Annotated in this window: 22 protein-coding genes; 13 read left to right on the top strand and 9 right to left on the bottom strand. The window is 37.0% G+C overall.

Translation table 11 applies throughout. The features are described from left to right. Positions 1 to 21: 21 nt before the first annotated feature. Positions 22 to 1,962, bottom strand: a complete 1,941-nt coding sequence (locus tag ACFP65_RS00200) for a BCCT family transporter (protein ID WP_379914752.1) — start codon at positions 1,960 to 1,962, stop codon at positions 22 to 24. A gap of 331 nt (positions 1,963 to 2,293) precedes the next feature. Continuing rightward, positions 2,294 to 2,929 (bottom strand): GNAT family N-acetyltransferase, encoded by a 636-nt coding sequence (locus ACFP65_RS00195; protein ID WP_379914750.1) that lies wholly within the window; start codon positions 2,927 to 2,929, stop codon positions 2,294 to 2,296. Between the two features lie 81 nt (positions 2,930 to 3,010). On the opposite strand from ACFP65_RS00195, the gene ACFP65_RS00190 reads away from it, so the two are divergent. Further along, the gene (locus ACFP65_RS00190) at positions 3,011 to 3,823 is read left to right on the top strand and encodes a MerR family transcriptional regulator (RefSeq protein ID WP_379914749.1); all 813 of its coding nucleotides are present in this window, start codon (positions 3,011 to 3,013) and stop codon (positions 3,821 to 3,823) included. A 57-nt stretch (positions 3,824 to 3,880) separates the two neighbouring features. Here ACFP65_RS00190 and ACFP65_RS00185 read toward each other — a convergent pair whose 3' ends face one another. The 4 genes from ACFP65_RS00185 to ACFP65_RS00170 all read right to left on the bottom strand — a co-directional run bounded on the left by ACFP65_RS00185 (position 3,881) and on the right by ACFP65_RS00170 (position 7,968). Beyond that, positions 3,881 to 5,068 (bottom strand): MFS transporter, encoded by a 1,188-nt coding sequence (locus ACFP65_RS00185; protein WP_379914747.1) that lies wholly within the window; start codon positions 5,066 to 5,068, stop codon positions 3,881 to 3,883. Positions 5,069 to 5,227: 159 nt separating this feature from the next. Then, on the bottom strand, positions 5,228 to 5,761 hold the full coding sequence (locus ACFP65_RS00180; RefSeq protein ID WP_379914745.1) for a dihydrofolate reductase family protein: 534 nt from the start codon (positions 5,759 to 5,761) through the stop codon (positions 5,228 to 5,230). Positions 5,762 to 5,796: 35 nt separating this feature from the next. After that, positions 5,797 to 7,131 (bottom strand): NosD domain-containing protein, encoded by a 1,335-nt coding sequence (locus tag ACFP65_RS00175; protein ID WP_379914743.1) that lies wholly within the window; start codon positions 7,129 to 7,131, stop codon positions 5,797 to 5,799. A gap of 213 nt (positions 7,132 to 7,344) precedes the next feature. Continuing rightward, the gene (locus ACFP65_RS00170) at positions 7,345 to 7,968 is read right to left on the bottom strand and encodes a DUF3885 domain-containing protein (protein ID WP_379914741.1); all 624 of its coding nucleotides are present in this window, start codon (positions 7,966 to 7,968) and stop codon (positions 7,345 to 7,347) included. Between the two features lie 86 nt (positions 7,969 to 8,054). Between ACFP65_RS00170 and ACFP65_RS00165 the strand changes: the two genes are divergently transcribed. Continuing rightward, entirely contained in the window at positions 8,055 to 8,210 is a 156-nt protein-coding gene (locus ACFP65_RS00165; RefSeq protein WP_379914739.1) for a hypothetical protein, read from the top strand. Positions 8,211 to 8,241: 31 nt separating this feature from the next. Continuing rightward, the gene (locus ACFP65_RS00160) at positions 8,242 to 8,991 is read left to right on the top strand and encodes a DUF4336 domain-containing protein (protein WP_379914737.1); all 750 of its coding nucleotides are present in this window, start codon (positions 8,242 to 8,244) and stop codon (positions 8,989 to 8,991) included. Positions 8,992 to 9,076: 85 nt separating this feature from the next. On the opposite strand, the gene ACFP65_RS00155 is transcribed toward ACFP65_RS00160, so the two are convergent. Continuing rightward, positions 9,077 to 10,444 carry a glycoside hydrolase family 1 protein gene (locus ACFP65_RS00155; protein ID WP_379914735.1) on the bottom strand — a complete coding sequence of 456 codons (1,368 nt, stop codon included), beginning with the start codon at positions 10,442 to 10,444 and terminating at the stop codon, positions 9,077 to 9,079. Positions 10,445 to 10,696: 252 nt separating this feature from the next. Between ACFP65_RS00155 and ACFP65_RS00150 the strand changes: the two genes are divergently transcribed. The 9 genes from ACFP65_RS00150 to ACFP65_RS00110 all read left to right on the top strand — a co-directional run bounded on the left by ACFP65_RS00150 (position 10,697) and on the right by ACFP65_RS00110 (position 15,505). Further along, complete coding sequence (locus ACFP65_RS00150) at positions 10,697 to 10,900, top strand: hypothetical protein (protein WP_379914733.1); 204 nt, start codon at positions 10,697 to 10,699, stop codon at positions 10,898 to 10,900. A 15-nt stretch (positions 10,901 to 10,915) separates the two neighbouring features. Beyond that, positions 10,916 to 11,062 (top strand): hypothetical protein, encoded by a 147-nt coding sequence (locus ACFP65_RS00145; protein WP_379914731.1) that lies wholly within the window; start codon positions 10,916 to 10,918, stop codon positions 11,060 to 11,062. 92 nt (positions 11,063 to 11,154) lie between these two features. Next, positions 11,155 to 11,373 (top strand): hypothetical protein, encoded by a 219-nt coding sequence (locus tag ACFP65_RS00140; protein ID WP_379914729.1) that lies wholly within the window; start codon positions 11,155 to 11,157, stop codon positions 11,371 to 11,373. A gap of 232 nt (positions 11,374 to 11,605) precedes the next feature. Next, the gene (locus ACFP65_RS00135) at positions 11,606 to 12,259 is read left to right on the top strand and encodes a YoaK family protein (protein ID WP_379914727.1); all 654 of its coding nucleotides are present in this window, start codon (positions 11,606 to 11,608) and stop codon (positions 12,257 to 12,259) included. A gap of 123 nt (positions 12,260 to 12,382) precedes the next feature. Beyond that, complete coding sequence (locus tag ACFP65_RS00130; protein WP_379914725.1) at positions 12,383 to 12,589, top strand: hypothetical protein; 207 nt, start codon at positions 12,383 to 12,385, stop codon at positions 12,587 to 12,589. A gap of 62 nt (positions 12,590 to 12,651) precedes the next feature. After that, positions 12,652 to 13,191 carry a GNAT family N-acetyltransferase gene (locus ACFP65_RS00125; RefSeq protein WP_379914723.1) on the top strand — a complete coding sequence of 180 codons (540 nt, stop codon included), beginning with the start codon at positions 12,652 to 12,654 and terminating at the stop codon, positions 13,189 to 13,191. Between the two features lie 10 nt (positions 13,192 to 13,201). Continuing rightward, a complete protein-coding gene (locus ACFP65_RS00120; RefSeq protein WP_379914721.1) occupies positions 13,202 to 13,687 on the top strand; it encodes a MepB family protein in 486 nt (161 codons plus the stop codon). A 96-nt stretch (positions 13,688 to 13,783) separates the two neighbouring features. Continuing rightward, complete coding sequence (locus ACFP65_RS00115; RefSeq protein WP_379914720.1) at positions 13,784 to 14,743, top strand: glutathione S-transferase family protein; 960 nt, start codon at positions 13,784 to 13,786, stop codon at positions 14,741 to 14,743. A gap of 42 nt (positions 14,744 to 14,785) precedes the next feature. Continuing rightward, the gene (locus tag ACFP65_RS00110) at positions 14,786 to 15,505 is read left to right on the top strand and encodes a haloacid dehalogenase type II (protein WP_379914718.1); all 720 of its coding nucleotides are present in this window, start codon (positions 14,786 to 14,788) and stop codon (positions 15,503 to 15,505) included. 362 nt (positions 15,506 to 15,867) lie between these two features. Here the strand turns inward: ACFP65_RS00110 and ACFP65_RS00105 are convergent, their stop codons facing one another. Further along, positions 15,868 to 16,377, bottom strand: a complete 510-nt coding sequence (locus ACFP65_RS00105) for a GNAT family N-acetyltransferase (protein ID WP_379914716.1) — start codon at positions 16,375 to 16,377, stop codon at positions 15,868 to 15,870. 68 nt (positions 16,378 to 16,445) lie between these two features. After that, a complete protein-coding gene (locus ACFP65_RS00100) occupies positions 16,446 to 16,790 on the bottom strand; it encodes a hypothetical protein (protein ID WP_379914714.1) in 345 nt (114 codons plus the stop codon). 255 nt (positions 16,791 to 17,045) lie between these two features. Here ACFP65_RS00100 and ACFP65_RS00095 point away from each other — a divergent pair, with 255 nt between their 5' ends. Then, positions 17,046 to 18,326 (top strand): flavin monoamine oxidase family protein, encoded by a 1,281-nt coding sequence (locus ACFP65_RS00095; protein ID WP_379914712.1) that lies wholly within the window; start codon positions 17,046 to 17,048, stop codon positions 18,324 to 18,326. The last annotated feature ends 30 nt before the right edge of the window (positions 18,327 to 18,356 follow it).

Here is an 18,356-nt window from a genome sequence, read left to right as displayed (position 1 = left end):
GACTTCTGGTACTTTAGTTTTTTATGAGTCTTTTTTCAAAGCTTCTTGTTCTTTTTCGCTAACAGTCACCGATGAGTTTCCTGATTTAGATCGCTCTTCTTCAGCTAGTTTTTCAGCAACGGCTTCTACGAGTGCTTCATCTTGAACTCTCGTTTGAATAACTTCACTGATGATGTGATCATCTGTCACTCTTTGTAGTTTTTGATTAACTGCTCGTTCAATTAAGAATTCTTGCCTTAGACCTAAATAAAGTGAATAAATCATTGTGAGTAATATAAAGGTGAACGGCAAACCGGTAATCACAGAAGCAGTCTGTAGTGCAGATAATCCACCACCAACAAGTAATGTCGCTGCGATAACACCTGCAATAGCAGTCCAGAATATACGCTGTGGAATTGGAGAATCAAGCTTCCCACCAGAAGTTAAATGGTCAACGACCAATGAACCAGAGTCTGCGGAAGTAACAAAGAACACGATAACCAACACAACTCCAACAAACGACAGAATAGAAGATAATGGTAATCCTTCTACCATTGCGAATAAGGCGAGTGATTCATCGACCGCAACAGCTGAAGCTAAATCAGCGATCCCATTCATTTCTTGGAAGATGGCAGTTCCACCGAATACGCTCATCCAGATGAATGAGATGGCTGTTGGAATCAAAACAACCCCAACGATAAACTCTCTAACTGTCCGACCTTTTGACACACGTGCGATAAACATTCCAACGAATGGTGACCATGAAATCCACCATGACCAATAGAAGATCGTCCAAGTGCTTTGCCAATTAGTATCTCGGAACGTTTCAGTCCAGGTACTCATTTCAATAAAGTTAGATATGAAGTAACCAATGTTTTGAGTGAAACCACTTAAAATATAAACAGTCGGACCAGTGATTAATACAAACAGTAGGAAAACCCCAGCTAAAACCATATTGATTTCGCTTAAACGTTTAACACCACCATCTAATCCCATAATAACGGAGATTGTAGCAAAACCTGTAATCACGACAATTAAAATAACTTGTACAGTTGTACTGATGCTGATACCAAATAAGTTATTTAATCCAGCATTAACTTGTGAAACACCGAGACCAAGTGATGTTGCAAGTCCCATCAGTGTAGCAAGTACGGATAGAATATCAATAATATTTCCCCAGAACCCATAGATCTTGTTTCCAATCAATGGATAAAAGAGCGAACGAATCGTTAAAGGTAAACCTTTGTTGTAAGAAAAGAAAGCTAATCCTAGTCCAACAACGGCATAAATTGCCCAAGGGTGAATCCCCCAGTGGAAGAAGGTAGTAGCCATAGCTGACTGAGCAGCAGCAGGCGAATTGGGTGCCGTAGAGTTGAACATTGGAGACGGGTTACCTAAGTGATTGATTGGTTCTGCAACACTCCAAAACAGTAATCCAATCCCCATACCAGCGCTCAACAGCATGGCGTACCAGGCAAAACGAGAGAACTCTGGTTTTGCTTTTTTCCCACCAATAACAATTGATCCATAACGACTGAAAGCAAAGAATAATCCTGCAATAATAAAAATATTAGCCGCGAAAATCATAAACCATCCAGTATTACTAGAAATAACATCCAGTGTATTTGCAAAAAATGTTTCAGCTTGTTGAGGAAATAATAGCGTTATTCCAATAAAAAAAGCTAATATGATTGCTGAGGGGATGGTAACCTCAGGATGGATATCAAATCCATAACCTTTCCAGTTTCTTTCTCCAACTTCTTCTCGACCTTCTTTATCAAATAAAGAAACGGTTGGTCTGATTTGAAGTCCTTTGAACTTTTCTCTGTTCTTGATAGCCTCTTTACGTGCTTCAACTTCTTCTTTACGAAGTTTCTTAGCTAGAAGACGTTCAGATTCGAGCTTTTTATCGAATTCTGTCTGCTCTCTTGGTGGCCGCTTCTTTCTTTCCGGTTTCTTTTTTTTGTCCTTGTCCTTGTCCATTGTTATCAACCTTTCTTAATTTGTGATAAGAAGGATACAACAACACTCAATAGTCAACAAAATCATTACTATTGAATCATGTTGATTTACACTCTTCTCGTAAGTAATGTTTTTTAACTATATATCTAAATCATTTTAACATGTTGATGGCTATCTTTCACTAAAGAATAACTTGAAATTTTGAAGATATATTAAATGAGTAGTACTGGTTATAAATATAGGAATGAAGCTTCCTAGATAAGTACACATAAAAAACTCTACCGAAACTTAGCTTTACTAAGTATATAGGTAGAGTTTTATGGTACAGAGTATTGAATTTTGGTTCGTGAAATTATGCTCCAAGTTTTGTTCTTTTTCCTGAATAAATAAATGAGGTTATATCAAATTTTCTAGAAGCATTGATAGAGTAAGTTTTTTCTGCAATTCTATCCAGACCTTTGTGTTCGTAAAAACCGTAGTTACAAGTCGTATCTGTATAAAGGAAAAAATAATCGAGGTTTCGCTTTTTCATCTGTTCTAAGAAACGATTGAATAATCCAGAACCGATACCTAAGCCTTGCGCTTTTTCTCCAACAGCAAATAAGGTAACTTCTCCTTCAAAAGTTTCGTCTAACTGATCAAATAGCTGCTGGTCATTTGAAAGAACTTCTCTTTGAATCCTTAGACTGGCTCTGCCTTCTTTGGATAGCAATAAAGGAATACCGTGCACCAATACATTCAGTAAATACAGTCTGCTGCTTAGAGGGACTTTACCAAAACTACTTGCTAGCATACCGACTACTTCTCCATCAACTTCAGCGACTTCCGTATAAGATGATTTAGCTAGTTCATAATTTAGAAAAGAGGTTCCCATATGGTGAGCATTCTTTTCAGACAGAGTTTGATCAAACTTCCAGTTTTTGATTAGAATAGAAACCAGTGACGGAATATCTCCTTTTTCTAATACTCTATATACAACTTTTTTCATCATAACACCTTTCTTCGTCCTAGTTTTTTGATTACTATAAGTATAAACGCTACAGTTACTGTAAGGTCAAGGGGGAAGAGGATGAAAAAGTACAGATTTAAAGTTTCGGAACTGGCTAGTCTTTTAGGTATCAACAAGAGAACGTTACATTACTATGATGAGATCGGATTGTTTTCTCCTGACTTTAAGGATGATAACGGTTATCGATACTATTCAGTTGAGAAGTCAATGGACCTAGCTGTTATTTTATCTTTGAAAGAACTGGAAATTCCTCTGGAGGATATTAAAAAAATTATTGATGGGGACATGTCTCATTCCAAAACGATTCTTGAAAGTAAAATTGATGAATTAGACAAGCAAATTGAATCTTTAAAAGAAATCAGACAACTAGCCACTAGAAAATTAAAACAAATCAAGATGACTGAAAGAGGATTCTTAAATATTGAAGAGATTGAATTGCAGGAAGAATACCTGACGTTAAGTGAAGTATTGGAAACAGATGACCTTTTGACAACGTTTAATGCTGTATATCAGTTATTGAATGATGAAGGGAAATATTTATTTACCAATAATCGCTATGGCTATATGATTCACACCCGAAAGAAAATCCAAAATAGTAAAGATGAATTCTACGATTACTTTTACCTTGAAAAAGGTCAGGTAACTCAGGGGGCCTTTGTTAAGCCAGCTGGGAACTATTTAAGCATGCTTTATACTGGGGCAGAAGCGGATTTATACAAAGCGTATGAGGATATCTTGAAATTTGCTTCGAAAAATCAGTATGAACTAACGGGTTACTTCTACGAATTTCCGATTCATCAAAGTGTGCATGAAAATCCTGAGGCGTTTATTACGGAAATACAAGTTAAATTCGCCAAAAAATATAAAACATAAGAGACTAGTGAGGGAAGCTGCGGATTCTTGCAGTTTTCCCACTAGTCTTTTTATGCATCAATTCATTGTTTTGAGTGAACGGTTTTTTACGATCGTGTTCAGGCGTTCATTATAGATAAACATGATGATTGTAAAGAAGCAAAGGTATACGGGGTATAATTGAATACTCAAGATTGAAGCAATCCATCCGAATAATGGCGGCATGAAGGTTGTTCCAAAATAAGCGACCGCCATTTGAATACCGATAATGGACTGAGAATAAGCTTTTCCAAAGTTTACTGGTGTACTATGAATAACCGAGGGATAGATTGGAGCACAGCCGATCCCAATAATCACGAGCCCTGAGAGGGCAAAGCCAGTGAAAGTTGTTGGAATAAATAGTAAAAAAATTCCAATGAATAAGATACCTGTTCCAATTCTAATTAACTTTGTATCCCCTAATCGATTGGCTATAAACCCACAAATAAATCGACCAAAAGTAATCCCTAAAAAGAAGAACGAAGCGAATTGAGCAGCCGTTTCAGGATCAACTGATCTGGCTTCAACAAGATAAGTACTTGCCCATAGTCCTGTAGTTTGTTCAATAGCCTGATATGCAAAAAATGCAATCAAAAGGGGAACGATACCACTCAGTCTAAAAATTTCTTTGAAGGTCAGTGATTTGGATTCTGCAATCTCAGAGTCCTCGATACTTTTGTATCCACCTCTCCACAAAGGTAAACTGAAAAGTAAAATAAGAGAAATGACAACTTGAATGATGCCCACAGTTTGGTAGCCGCTAGACCAGCTGTCTCCTCTTGTTAAGTAAAATCCCATGATGTAAGGGCTAATCGAAGCGCCCACACCCCAGAAACAATGAAGCCAGTTCATATGTTTTGGACCATAATAGAGTGCCACGTAATTGTTTAAAGCCGCATCAACGGCACCGGCACCAAGACCATAAGGGATGGCCCATAAAATTAAGGAGACGAACGTACTCGAAATTGAAAAACCGAAAAGCGCAATAGCTGTAGTCAGAACACTCAAAAAGGTTACTAGACCAGCACCAAGTCTTTTAGTCAGTTTATCTGAAAATAAACTGGAAATAATGGTTCCGCCAGCTATCGTCATGGTAATAAGCCCAGCGTAAGAAACGGGGACATTGAGATCTCCTTGCATAACAGGCCAAGCTGAACCAAGCAAAGAATCGGGTAATCCGAGACTGATAAAGGCGATATAAATAATCAGTAAAAGTAATGAATACATAAAAGCTCCTATACGAAATATTTTGAAAGCGGATCAAATTTAACTTACGAAGAAAACTGTAACACAATTCAATCCAGATAGCAGTAAAAACTTTGTTTTAAATTACGTAAAAAAGAAGCTTTCAGAGTTACGGAAAGCTTCTTTTCAACAAGTTAAAATTCATAGAACTTTATAATGCAATTCGACAAACTGATTAAAAGTCTGTGTGCCAATCAACGTAAGGTCTACATGATAAGAGCCAGGGTTGAAGAGTGGAATACCTGTACCAATAATTTTTGGAGCAACCGTGACATAAAGTTCATCGACAAGTTTATTTTTCAGAAAATAAGTAAAAAGTTGTCCGCCACCAACTAACCAGATAGTTTTACCATTGTTCTTTTTCAGCTGATTTATAAACTGTGGAATATCGTTTTTTATAAACTGAACATCATCAGTGTTTTTGTGGTCAAATTTTGAGAAAACAAAACTTTGCTTATCTTTATAGGGGTATTCCGTGAATTGATGATTATTTAAGATCCAATCATAGGTTTTTTTGCCCATCAAAACTGTATCAATCATATCGTAAAAGGCTGAATACCCATTATCGCCTTCTCCTTCCACTTCAAATAACCATTCTAACGTTTCTTCTTCTGTAGCAATAAAACCATCCAGACTGGTAGCGATAAACAAAACGACTTTTCTTTTTACACTCATGGAGCATACCTTCCTTCCAAATAGTTTGGTCGATATCATGGAACGAATGATTCATTGTGACCATTCGTGAGCTTTTGAAAGTCTTCTAGTGAATATACTTCTTTATTGTTCCATAACCATCTAGGACGAGTATCGTCACTGAAGTGATAGTGATTAGCTTCGAAAGTAGTGTCTGTATTTCCTGTATATTCATGACTGATAAATAAACCAGAAGGAGAAGCTGTTAAAGTATTGGACTTAATTGTATTTGAATCAGAATAGTACTGAAATAAAATTTGTCCACCTTCTAGACCAATCATATCATTATCAGTTAATGTATTTCCAGAGATTAGTGAGTGGGTTGTTCCCCCTCTATCGGCATCATAACCACCAATGGAAATGCCTGCATAAGTATTTTCGTAAACGTCATTACTCAATATTTTTATATGATTAGCTGATCGATTTTTGTGTTCAGAAGTGGCTTCGATACCGATATCGTTTTGGTAAACGGTGTTATTTTCAATCGTGATATCTTGCCCGCCATCTATATATATTCCGCCGGCACTATAATCGTTCTGGTAACTTGGATTATGATAACTGGAGTTGTTGTGGACTATATTTTCGCTGATGATTCCGTCTCGAGCATAGTCTTCATTGGTATCATCTGCAATATCTTCATATCCAATAGCGTCGATAGCGATATTATCTGTTTCATAGATATGATTTTCTTTGATAGAAAAGTCACTGACATTTCCATTTACCACAAGTGCTTCACTCAGTCCAAGCTTGAGATTGGTCAAAGTGTTCTTATGAATCTCAATTTTCTGAATAGATGCGTTACCGTATACAGCGATCCCATGTGCGTTCCCCTCAAATGCAGTCGTGGTAATATTTTGTATCCAATTATCGGTAAGTTTGATGTGTTGACTGGGTCCAGTCACCAACATACCTATGACCGTTTTATCAGGATCATCTGTGGAGAGATTTTCAAGTGTCAGTCTTTTTATTGAGATGTGATTGCAGCCATCAATTTCAACTAATGCACGGTCATCAGGGGTATCTTCAAATTGTTCCCCACTTAAATGAACCACTTCATCTGAGTACGCCTGAAATACGATTGGTTCTGATGCGGTACCACTATGTTGGACGATAAGAGATTCGAAGTAGGTGCCTTCTCGAATAGACACAGTTGTCCCGGAAACTGCCTGATCTGCGGCGGCTTCTAAGGTTCTTAACGGTTCGTCAATGGTTCCTGGATTCTTGTCGTCACCGTTTGTAGCGACAAATAGTTCAGAGGCATTGTCCGCAGGTGTTTGGAAATTACGTAAATTAAACCAAAAGAATCCTGAAACAACGAGGATCAATCCGATTACAGCTAAAACTTTTTTCAATAGTGTTTCTTCCTTTCTTAATCAACCATACTTTAAAAGAATACAGGCTAAATAGATACAAAATCCCATCAATTTTTATAGGAAAAGTCTCTCTTGATTTTCATGAAATCCGTTTCAATATTTGTGGTGTGTGATTGATTAAATCGCTATAATGAGTGTGAAGATCGTTTTTTTAATTTTACTGTTATCTGATTGAGGATCCTAAACGGATATTCAATGAAAGGTTTGATTGATTTTAAGTCGATCATAATCTAGAATCCATTCATTGAAGGTCGTATAAGCTTCTTTCAAAGCATCTGGAGAAGGCGCAATGACATCACAGCCACGGTCATCATACACATGGAAAATGGTATTTTTGTTTGTATTAATGAAATAAACAAAGTGGGACAAGCTCGGTTGTATACCGAAATCCTGATTGCAAAGTGCTTTAAGCATAGGCGCATACTGGAGTTCAGCCGTTTGACAACGTAAGGTGAATCTGTGAACGGCGAACGGGTCGATATCATCCTCTAAATCGGTAGAACGAAGATATTGATACTGTATCTTGAATAATAGATGTTTGTCTACATAAGGAGCGAAATTCTTAAGTTGACGCTCGAATGGTTTTCCGGTTTTTTTATCTAAAACATCTATTACGATAAGTATAGTGTCGTCGGGCTGATGGAGAAATTTAAAAAGAGTCTTCGCTCGTTTGTAGGCATCGTATAAATAAGACTCTAGCAAATCATTTTTCTCTTGCCCAAGTTCATATCGGATTCCAATTTCCCATTTGTAAAACAAGGGGGGATAAAGTTCTAGATTAGGAAAATGCTTTTGCATGAAATTATTTAAATCCATCAAAACACCTCGTAAGTTTGATTCGTACGTTAGTTAGTATATCGCATTTAAATAAAAGATTGTTTAATGGAGAGGAGAAATCTGAGATGCAGGATTCATTTGAAGAAGAGAATGAAAAGCAACTGCAGAAGGGGAAAGGATATTCCTGTTTTGGTGTGTTTTCTTTGCTGTTTATTATTGTAATCATTTTGATTCTAGGATCTATTGGTTTCTTGCTTTATAGCTTCGTGAATACGCCTTAGGTTGGAGTTAATAGGCTGAAGGGAGAAAAATATGAGCGTACCAATATATGAACCACTCAATACTTTGAAGAGAGTGGCAGACAATATCTGGATTGTTGATGGGGAAGTGATTCATATGAATGTCTTATCGGTAGGTATTCCTTTTTCAACCAGAATGACCATCATTAAACTAGCAGATCAGTCTCTATGGTGTCATTCACCGATTCAACCGAGCGCAGAATTGTTCAAAGAAATCGATAAGATTGGAAAGGTATGTCATCTAGTCTCACCTAACAAAATCCATTACGCTTTTATAAGAGAGTGGAAGACACACTATCCTGAGGCCGTAACTTGGTCAAGTCCGGGTGTAGAAAAACGAGCGGCTAGTCAAAAGATAGAAGTAAAGTTTGACCGAAATTTAGAAGATAGTCCACCCGTGGAATGGCATAAAGAAATCAATCAGCTAATTTTCAAAGGAAGTCACGTAGTACAGGAAGTAGTTTTTTATCATAAAAGTAGTCAAACTTTGATCTTAACAGACTTGATTGAAAACTTTGAACCAGAATACACAACAAGTTCTTTCTGGAGATGCGTGCATAAATTAGCTAGAATTTCAGACCCAAATGGTCAAACACCTATAGATATGAGACTGACCTTTTTGGGGCAGAAACAACAAGCAAGAGACAGTTTTCAGCGTATGTTAAGTTGGCGTCCGGAAAAAATTATTCTTGCACATGGTCGCTGGTATGAAAGAAATGGAACATCTGAGTTGAAACGAGCTTTTAAGTGGTTAGACATTTAATATAAGGTTATTTTTACTTATACAAAACGCCTTCTCTGTTGATTGAGAAGGCGTTTTGTATAGTCTGAAAAATAGAAAAATCTCGTTATTCTTCCGTCAGAGATTTTCCGTTTGTAGCGATGACTTCTTTGAACCAGTGATAACTTTTTTTAGGGACTCTTTTCATATCTTTTAGGTCGTGATTGTCGCGGTTGACGTAGACCAACCCGTAGCGTTTGCGCATATCTCCTTGTGAGCTGAGAATATCGATCAGCCCCCAACCTAGATAGCCCATGACTTCTACCCCATCAATATTCATTGCATCATACATCGCTAGCAGATGTTGTTTATGATAATCGATTCGGTAGGTATCGTCAATTGGATGTTCTCCGTCCCATTCTTCTTTTACACCGATTCCATTTTCAATTGGGAAGATAGGCAACTGGTAACGCTGATACAGCTTGTTCATGACATCTCTAAAGCCGAGTGGGTCGATCTGCCAGTTCCATTCCGTTTTATCCAAATGAGGATTCTCAACGCCACCATAATTCAGATAAAGATTGGGAACGGTATTTTCTGGAATCTTTTCTACACTGATCGTGGAAGAAGCGTAGTAGCTGAAACTAATAAAATCATTTTTCTGAGCTTTGATGGTCTCTAGTTCTCCCGGTAAAATATTCATATCAATCTGGTTTTGTGCTACATAATGCATCATTTCTTTTGAATAAGTTCCTTTGGTGTAGGCATCGAGAAGCGTGTAGTTGACAAACTCATCGTGCTTTCTCGCTACAAGGATATCTTCTGGCTTACTGGTAGCGGGATAAACTTCACTATAGGCTAGCATACCACCCATTTGAGCATCCGATTTTTCGTGTAAGTAATTAGCGATTGAAGCATGTGCAACCATCACATTGTGGAGAATTTGATACAATTCATTAGTCGTTTCCTCACCTTTTAGATAACCACTAATTCTAAAAGCGGCAGGTACATGATAAAGATTTTGTTCATTGAAAACGATCCAGTATTTGACTTTGCTTGCAAAACGATCGACCATTTCTCTACCGTAGCGAATAAAGGCATCTAAAACTTCTTTAGATACGAGTCCATTGTATTCCTCGGCAAGGTGCAAAGGCATATCAAAGTGATACAGACAAATCATCGGTTCAATGCCTCTTTCAATCAGCCCATCAATGAAGCGATCGTAATAAGCGATGCCTTCTTCGTTGACTGCACCGTTTCCATCTTTAATCACACGAGACCAGGAAATCTGGAATCGATACATGTTCATGCCCAAATCCTGAATCAGGTCTAAGTCTTCTTCAAAGTTGTGGTAATTGTCGTTCGCAAATTTCCAGTCACTAGACTCTTCAGTAGCTTCACGAATGTCATAGACAGATGGTGATTTACCACCTTCGTTCCATCCACCTTCAGTCTGCATACTTGAAACAGAATTTCCCCAGAAAAACTTCGTCATACTACACGCTCCCTTTATAAAATGAAATCGCTTTTACAAGTTAACTTTAGCGGAGAGTGTTTTCAATGTAAAGGATTAATGACGAGATTTTCTAAGAAATATAAAATAATTGGTTGGTAAAGCTCTTTTCTAAGTTACGCTTCATTTTGATAGATATTTAGTAAAAAATAAATATCGTTAAATATAGAATTGGATCAAAGAATAAGGTACACTAATATTAAGAATGTACTAATTCAAACAGGAGGTGAAGAGTTGGTTATTACCGGAATGAAAGTGTATAAATTCGTGACGATTTTTAGTATGTTATTTTTGGCGATCAAAATTGTAGTTGATACATATAGTGGCGGTGTTGAACTGATGGATACAGATTTTATCATACTAGTGTCCCTAGGTTTGAGTTATTTCTCAATTAGTCAAAGCAGAAAGAAACAGGTGCAAAAACAAAAAGTTAATTAAAAGAGGTGTTAATGAATGACAAAAGATGAAAAAGCGCAATGGATCAAACGTTTCAGTCCAGTATTTTGGGGACTCTTTATCGTGTTCGCCTTTATTCCGAATATTGATACAATCTTTGAGATGGGCAAAGAAGTTGGAAGAGCGCTAGCCTACTGGTTCTAATGATTATGAATATTTGAACTCTATCATTCCAATCAATTGACTCTATTTCTGAATTTCTTTAATCTAGAAGCAAGAGAAAGAAGGTGAATACTATGATTACAGATATGGATCCAATGGACACTGATCCTTTTAGTAACATGCTTCAATATGCAGAAAGAACGATGATGATAAACTTTGTTTTTCAAATCGTTATGATCATTCTAGCAGTGGTTGTAATTGCTGGAGTCATTTATGGATTGGTCTTGTTACGTCAGTTTCTAAATGTGTATAAAGCAAACAGCGAACAACTGCATAAAAGGGATAACAAGTAGCTAGAGTTAAAGAAAATAGTACATAAAGAGACAAGCACGAGTATAGCCAAAAGGCTGTGCTCGTGTTTTTTTTGAGGATAAGTATCGGGTGAATAGATGTATTTTCATAAGATTTGTTTTATAGTAGAGGGTATAAATATATTCAGTAGTCGTCAATCGAGGGAGTCTTTAATACAATGAATCAAAATAATCATTATAGGAATAGATGCTTCAGTCGCTTTATGATGAAACAATGAACATACCAGTTAAACAAGCGTACAGCTATGAAAATTTCTTACATTACTCTATGTGTATGGTCGGAGGATTCTGTGGGAGCTATGCTTTATTATTAAGAGGAAACTTTGGTTCAGCTCAGACAGCGAATCTCATCCAAATGTTTATCAGTATCAGCGAAGTGAGTGTCTTGGATGCATTTGTTAGAATATCAGCGCTAGGGGTCTTTATGATCAGTTTGTTTGTTTCTTCTTATTTAAGAGAAAAGTATACCGAGGCATCTGTCAAAATCTGCCTTTTAGTTGAAATCGTTGGTGTCTGCATGATCGGAGTCATACCAAGACAGGCAGATGATTTGCTGGCTTTGTTGCCGCTATTTGCTTTGACCGCATTTCAATGGGGTGTCTTCAATGGAACAAAAGAGTACGTTAGCCCGACACTATTTTCAACTGGAAACATTCGTCAGTGCATTCAGGCATGGATGGATTATCATCTGAACGCGACAGAATCTAGTAAGGTGAAAGGAACCTTTTACGGCTATACATTACTCCATTACCATCTAGGTGTACTCGTTGGGATTGCATTGATTCCTGTATTTGGTGTAAGAAGTATCTTATTTTGTTTGATTCCGTTGTTGATTAACCTTAAATTGGAAAGCCACACTAGAGGATAAGATTGTTGTCACCAAATAATAAAAATTCATAGAATTTTATAAAAATTTATACACATTCTCTACTTTAAAAAGGTATACTCTAATAGGATGTATAAACAGGTAAGTCAAAAGGAGAACAGGCTTATGGAACTGGCACGAGTAGTTAAAAGAAGAAATATCGTTATGATTATTTTACTTATTGCAGGCTTTTTGCAAGGCTCTTTATCTACAGGAGGCTCGTTGGCTGAAGTTATTTTTGTAGGTTTATTTGCAGGTATTTTTTATGCAGCGATCACATATGTGGTGTTCAGTATTTATATTTATTTTTATAAAATACTTGGAAAACCATAGACTGAAAAAGGGGCATGCGAGAGCAGGCCTCTTTTTTTAAGATAAAAAAGGAGCGTATACATATGAAAAATGTCATATTAGGAGAAAAAGTTGCCTTTACACACTTTGAGGAAGAAGATTTCGGTATGTTGACACAATACCAGTGGGACAATGAATTTTTGCGCAATATTAGTTGGGATACCTTTCATCCTTGGAATGAAGAAGCGTGGAAAACCTTTCAAGGAGATAGTGACAGTAATGAACGTTTTCTATTTGCCATTAGGGAACGCTTTTCTAGTGAATTTGTGGGCTGGGTTTCCTTATCTGATGTGCAGTTTAAAAATAGAGGAGCTGAACTAGGGCTCGCAATCGTTCCGGCATCTAACAGAGGAAAAGGATACGCAACGGATGCTTTGCATACCATCTGTAAGTTTGCTTTTTATGAGCTAGGCCTTCACAAGATACGCTTGAGTGTACACAGTAACAACGAATCAGCTATCAAGGTTTACGAAAAAATTGGATTCCAAAGAGAAGGCATCGACCGTGAAGGATTGTTTCAGGACGGAAAGTGGCTAGATGTTTACAATTACGGGCTATTAATTAGTGACTGGCATTCAAAGTAAGGAGAATAACATGAAGTCTATAACACTCACCAAGCAACTATTATTAAAAATAGGTCTTGAGGAAATGACCGCTATAAAACTAGAAACTCAAAACATTGAATATGAAGGAACATGTTTCAATTTGAATCAGCGTACTTACAGAAGTCGCTTAGCAAAATTGACTTCAAAGAAAGCTGGATATTTTGTGGTATTCTGGGAAAAGGATGCTGACAATAAGAATCAACCTTATTCATTTCATGGAAACCCAGATAAAGTAATTGTATCTATCTTGGATAATGGGAAAATCGGCCAGTTCATCTTTCCTAAAGCTGTCTTATATAAGCAAGGCATACTGAGAAGTGAAACTTCAAAAGGGAAAATGGCAATTAGGGTTTACCCTACATGGGAAAAAGAACTAAACCCTTCAGCAACAAAAACTCAAAAGTGGCAGTCAACGTATTTTATTGATTTATCTGAAAAAACCGATATTAAAAGATTATCTGAATTGTACTTTTAAGCTTAGTCAGAGAAAGAATTTGTTTATTTCGATTTCGAGACTTATACTAGAAGTAGACGAACTTTAAAACAATATCTATTTTGAAAGGAGTCGCTTATGGGACTGTTAGTTAAAGGGAAATGGCATGACAAATGGGATTACAATAATGACGAAGGCGAATTTATTCGTGAGGAGTCACAATTTAGAAACTGGATCACCAAAGACGGTAGCGCAGGTCCGACTGGAGAAGCTGGATTTAAAGCAGAGCCAGGTCGTTATCACTTATATGTTTCGCTCGCTTGTCCATGGGCCAGTCGCGCTTTAATCATGCGCAGTCTGAAAGGACTAGAAGATATAATTTCAATTTCTGTTGTGAACACTTTGATGGGAGAAAACGGATGGACATTTGAGGAAGAAGAAGGTGTCATCCAAGATCCTGTTATTCATGCAGACTTTATGTATCAGATTTATACACATGTTGAACCAGACTACAGTGGACGCGTAACTGTACCTGTCTTATACGATTTAAAACAGAATAAAATCGTCAATAATGAATCCGCAGATATTATGCGCATGTTGAATTCAGCTTTCGATGAAGTGGGCGGAAATGATAAAGACTTTCTTCCAGAAGACAAAATGACAGAGATTGATGAAATCAACGAAAAAGTTTATGGCACAATCAACAATGGTGTCTACAAAGCTGGCTTCGCTACAACCCAAGAGGTTTATGAAAAAGAAGTCACAACATTATTTGATGCCTTAGATGATATTGAAGAACGACTAGAACGTAGCCGCTTTTTAGTAGGAGACGAAATTACGGAAGCAGATTGGCGTTTATTTACGACCTTGATTCGTTTTGATAGTGCTTATCACGGTCACTTCAAGTGCAATATCAGAAGAATCGTAGACTATAAAAATCTATGGCGTTACACAAGAGAATTGTACAATGAACCGGGTGTAAAAGAGACGGTCAACTTTGATCATATCAAAAAACATTATTACCGTAGTCATAAACAGATCAATCCAAATGGTATTGTACCAAAAGGGCCAGAACTGGACTTCAGTTTAGATAAATAATCATCAATTCAAAAAGCTGTCTTTCTTCGGAAAGAGAGCTTTTTGCGTTATACTGCTGACGAGAATAAAACAGAGAAAGAGATGATGATCATGATCAAAACGGTCTTATTTGATATGAACGAAACGTTATTAAACTTGAATTTATTGAAAGAGAAATTCGACCAGCACTTTGACGGAGACTTTGCGATGGCTTACTGGTTCAAAATAGTTCTTCATTCCTCAACGGTACTAGGAGGACTGAACGAGTACGAAGATTTCAGTAAATTAACCGAAGCAGCTCTTGAAAGTCTGTTTATGGAAAGTGGTAAAGAGCTAACAGAAGATATTAAAAACGATATCCTCGATGCATTTCAGGAACTACCAGCCTATGATGATGTAGAAGAAGCGTTAAATTTGCTAAAAGATCACGAATTAACCATTATTGCCGTCACGAATTCATCAGAAGCGATGGTCGAGAAGCAATTAACCAATGCTGGAATCATTAACCAAGTAGATCATTATTATTCAGTAGACGCTGTGAAACGATATAAACCTTATAAAGAAATCTATAACTATGTATTGAATGAACAAGCATTAGTTGCTCAAGAAACAGTAATGTTAGCGACTCATGACTGGGATTTGTTTGGTGCTAAAAAATCCGGACTCAAAACAGCTTATATTAAACGAAAAAATACACAATTCAATCCTTATTACCCAGATCCTGACTTTTCAAACGATAACCTCGTGAAACTTGTAGAAGATATTCTCGAAAACCAAAAATAGTCAATAGAATTAATTTGTTCAAACAAAGTTAAATAAGAAGCATCCAAAATTTATCATCTTGGACGCTTCTTATTTTTGGGAAAACGACTTTTAAAAGAAAGAAAACAACGTTGCAAAGATGTAAGTAACTACCAGTACTGTAAAGATAAAAGACATTATTTGCGTATAACGTGTATATATATTCCAGTTTTTTCTGAATCCATTTAAATGTGACTGACCAACAGTGAGCTGACGATCAGCAGCGTAATGAAATCTCCTCTTGGGATACCAACAAACATATAACCAGAAAATATTACAATATTTAAAAATGTTAGAAAATAGGGGTTTTTAAACATTAAAACATACCTCTTTTCTTTCAGTTATTAGCTAATCTGCGGAGAATATTTGTAGTAACAATTTCCGTCTTTGAAAACGCCAAAAGGATCTTGAGAATAAGCAGGGATTTCGCCGTACAAAACAAAGCCTTCCGATTGATAAAGGGCATTTGCGGGTCCTTCTTTTTCTGTGTCTAATAACAGTAAGGTTCTATTTTCTTCTTCAGCTACTTTTAAGACGTATTGCAGAATCGTTCTGGCAACACCTTTCCGTTGCGCTTTTGGATGGGTCATCAGCTTAGCGATTTCAGCTCGATGAGGAGCATTTTCTTTATCGCTCATCTGTAATTGAACGGTGCCTACGATTTCTTCGTCTAATAAAGCAACGAACAATCGAACATGTTCTGATAGTACACCGTTCCAGTATTTAACAGCCGTCTCTTCGCTCATGGGGTGTAGAAAGTTCATAGCCGCGCCAGAAGCCACGACTTCTTGAAACAAGTCCACTAATTCTGCTTGTTCAGTTGTGATGTTTGTAATCTCTTTAATCGTTATCATAATATCCTCCTCTATTCCATACTAGATTATAAAACAAATTTAGAATAAAGTAGATAGTTGTTTTGAATTTAAGAACCAGCACATCCCATCATAGCAAACGCTAAAAAGCCAAAAAATGTTGCAATACAAGTAGTAACGATAGAAATATTTAAAAGCGGTGAAGCACTATGTCGAATAATAAAACAACTGTAAAAACCGAGGGCTGATAATCCCCACCAAAGAACATCAAACAGCGCTTCGGGAATATTTATCCATGCCAGAAACCCCGTCAGGAATAAGATGATATAGAAGATCTGGAATAAACACACCGTTAGAGTAAATGATCTTTTAGTTTGTTTTCGGTTATAAATATAAGCTATGAGTAGTATCATAATGAACAAAAGTGTGCGATCAGAAATCGATTTTAAAAACATATGTAATGTCTCCTTTAATTTATTTACACCCACTATTAAAGTATCGAAAAAAATTTAACGAATAACTAAAAATATTTAATAAAATACTTAAATCTAATAAAAGCGATTGAGCTACAAAGGTTTAAAAAGTAAGAACGTTGTTTTACCGTAAAAGAGGAGAAACTACTACACTTCTTGGAACGTCCTTTTTGCTTTACTATAAAGAACTTGATACGCTTAAGTTGATTAAATCAAACCTGTTATAGGAGTGGAAAGATGAGTCAGGAACAACTGGACGTCATAGTAATTGGAGCTGGACTAGCCGGATTATCTGCTGCTAGAGCCTTACAAGACAAAGGATTATCGTATAAACTTCTTGAAGCGACTGATCGAGCTGGAGGAAAAGTACAATCGAAAGTTTCAGAAGACCGCTCAAGTTATGTAGAGTTGGGTGCTCAGTTTGTGAATGACGATATGATTGAGATGGTTCAACTGATCAAAGAAGCGGGTATGGAGTTAGAAGATACGTATATAGTAGAAGATGCCGTTATTATCAATGAAACAAAAGACGAAGTCGGTCACATTGATTTTGAGCATCACGCAGAATTGTTGAAAGATCGTTCATTTAGAAAAGACCATACATTTTCTGAAGTTGTGGATGAGGCTGTTGAAGATGATGTGGAAGCGAAAGCGATCAAGAGTTTAGTCGCTTCGGAATTTACAGTAAGTAGCGATTATATTAATCCAAAAGCATTGAAGCGATTGATTGGAAATATCACACTAGAAGAAGATGAAGTGAAATATCAAGCTTCCGGTCCCTTGAGTCAGGTGATTGACCATCTAGTAGATATTTCGAAGACAAATCTTTTGTATGAAGAGCCTGTTGAAGCAGTTAGAAAAGTGGATGAGGGTTATGAAGTCGTATCGAAAACAGGACAGACTTTTAAAGCGAGAGCCGTTATTGTTGCTGTTCCGCCTACAGTAGCACGCCGTATTCAGTTTAGCGAAGAACTTAAAGGGAGATTTTATCCTGCATTGAATAGCTTTATAGATGGAGCAGTCATCAAGTTGACTTTTACTTATGAGGAGCCTTTCTGGCGTGAGATTATAATTAATGGAGAAAAGAAGAAGCTGTTCGGTATCTTGTTTGGTGAAGAAGAAGGTGTCAATGTAATGGAATCTTCTAAGAAGCTAGGAAAAAACCGCTTGACCATGTTTATCGGTGGAGACAAAGCCATAGAGCTTACGCGAGTAGCGTCTGATGAAAGAACAGCATTTGCAGTGGATCGTTTAACACAGGTTTTAGGTGAACGCATTGCTGCATACCAATCCCTAGAAGAGAAAGTATGGGTGGATTCTCCATACTATGGTGGAGGATATGGCGGTATCACGCATTATGGAGGAGACATTGATGCAAAACGAATATTGAAAGAGCCTTACCAGAATATCGTATTTGCCAGTACAGAATTAGCTCCAGCATTTCCTCAATTCATGGAAGGCGCTGTTCTTTCAGGAAAATATGCAGTTGAGCAATTGCTAAAAAAGCTTGTTGAGTAATGAATATATAATAGAAGAACCCGAGCTATG

It is taken from the genome of Marinilactibacillus sp. GCM10026970, from assembly GCF_042660675.1.
GTDB lineage: Bacteria > Bacillota > Bacilli > Lactobacillales > Carnobacteriaceae_A > Marinilactibacillus.
The sequence above is the reverse complement of the archived record's forward strand: the minus strand, read 5'-3'. Positions and strand labels throughout refer to the sequence as shown.

Bases quoted from the DNA above. Each gene is read 5' to 3' on its own strand.
- ACFP65_RS00200 (WP_379914752.1), bottom strand. From the start codon at position 1,962: ATGGACAAGGACAAGGACAAAAAAAAGAAACCGGAAAGAAAGAAGCGG.
- ACFP65_RS00105 (WP_379914716.1), bottom strand. From the start codon at position 16,377: ATGATAACGATTAAAGAGATTACAAACATCACAACTGAACAAGCAGAA.
- ACFP65_RS00125 (WP_379914723.1), top strand. From the start codon at position 12,652: ATGAAAAATGTCATATTAGGAGAAAAAGTTGCCTTTACACACTTTGAG.
- ACFP65_RS00170 (WP_379914741.1), bottom strand. From the start codon at position 7,968: ATGGATTTAAATAATTTCATGCAAAAGCATTTTCCTAATCTAGAACTT.
- ACFP65_RS00130 (WP_379914725.1), top strand. From the start codon at position 12,383: ATGGAACTGGCACGAGTAGTTAAAAGAAGAAATATCGTTATGATTATT.
- ACFP65_RS00160 (WP_379914737.1), top strand. From the start codon at position 8,242: ATGAGCGTACCAATATATGAACCACTCAATACTTTGAAGAGAGTGGCA.
- ACFP65_RS00120 (WP_379914721.1), top strand. From the start codon at position 13,202: ATGAAGTCTATAACACTCACCAAGCAACTATTATTAAAAATAGGTCTT.
- ACFP65_RS00100 (WP_379914714.1), bottom strand. From the start codon at position 16,790: ATGTTTTTAAAATCGATTTCTGATCGCACACTTTTGTTCATTATGATA.
- ACFP65_RS00180 (WP_379914745.1), bottom strand. From the start codon at position 5,761: ATGAGTGTAAAAAGAAAAGTCGTTTTGTTTATCGCTACCAGTCTGGAT.
- ACFP65_RS00115 (WP_379914720.1), top strand. From the start codon at position 13,784: ATGGGACTGTTAGTTAAAGGGAAATGGCATGACAAATGGGATTACAAT.
- ACFP65_RS00135 (WP_379914727.1), top strand. From the start codon at position 11,606: ATGAACATACCAGTTAAACAAGCGTACAGCTATGAAAATTTCTTACAT.
- ACFP65_RS00140 (WP_379914729.1), top strand. From the start codon at position 11,155: ATGATTACAGATATGGATCCAATGGACACTGATCCTTTTAGTAACATG.
- ACFP65_RS00095 (WP_379914712.1), top strand. From the start codon at position 17,046: ATGAGTCAGGAACAACTGGACGTCATAGTAATTGGAGCTGGACTAGCC.
- ACFP65_RS00165 (WP_379914739.1), top strand. From the start codon at position 8,055: ATGCAGGATTCATTTGAAGAAGAGAATGAAAAGCAACTGCAGAAGGGG.
- ACFP65_RS00155 (WP_379914735.1), bottom strand. From the start codon at position 10,444: ATGACGAAGTTTTTCTGGGGAAATTCTGTTTCAAGTATGCAGACTGAA.
- ACFP65_RS00145 (WP_379914731.1), top strand. From the start codon at position 10,916: ATGACAAAAGATGAAAAAGCGCAATGGATCAAACGTTTCAGTCCAGTA.
- ACFP65_RS00190 (WP_379914749.1), top strand. From the start codon at position 3,011: ATGAAAAAGTACAGATTTAAAGTTTCGGAACTGGCTAGTCTTTTAGGT.
- ACFP65_RS00185 (WP_379914747.1), bottom strand. From the start codon at position 5,068: ATGTATTCATTACTTTTACTGATTATTTATATCGCCTTTATCAGTCTC.
- ACFP65_RS00195 (WP_379914750.1), bottom strand. From the start codon at position 2,929: ATGAAAAAAGTTGTATATAGAGTATTAGAAAAAGGAGATATTCCGTCA.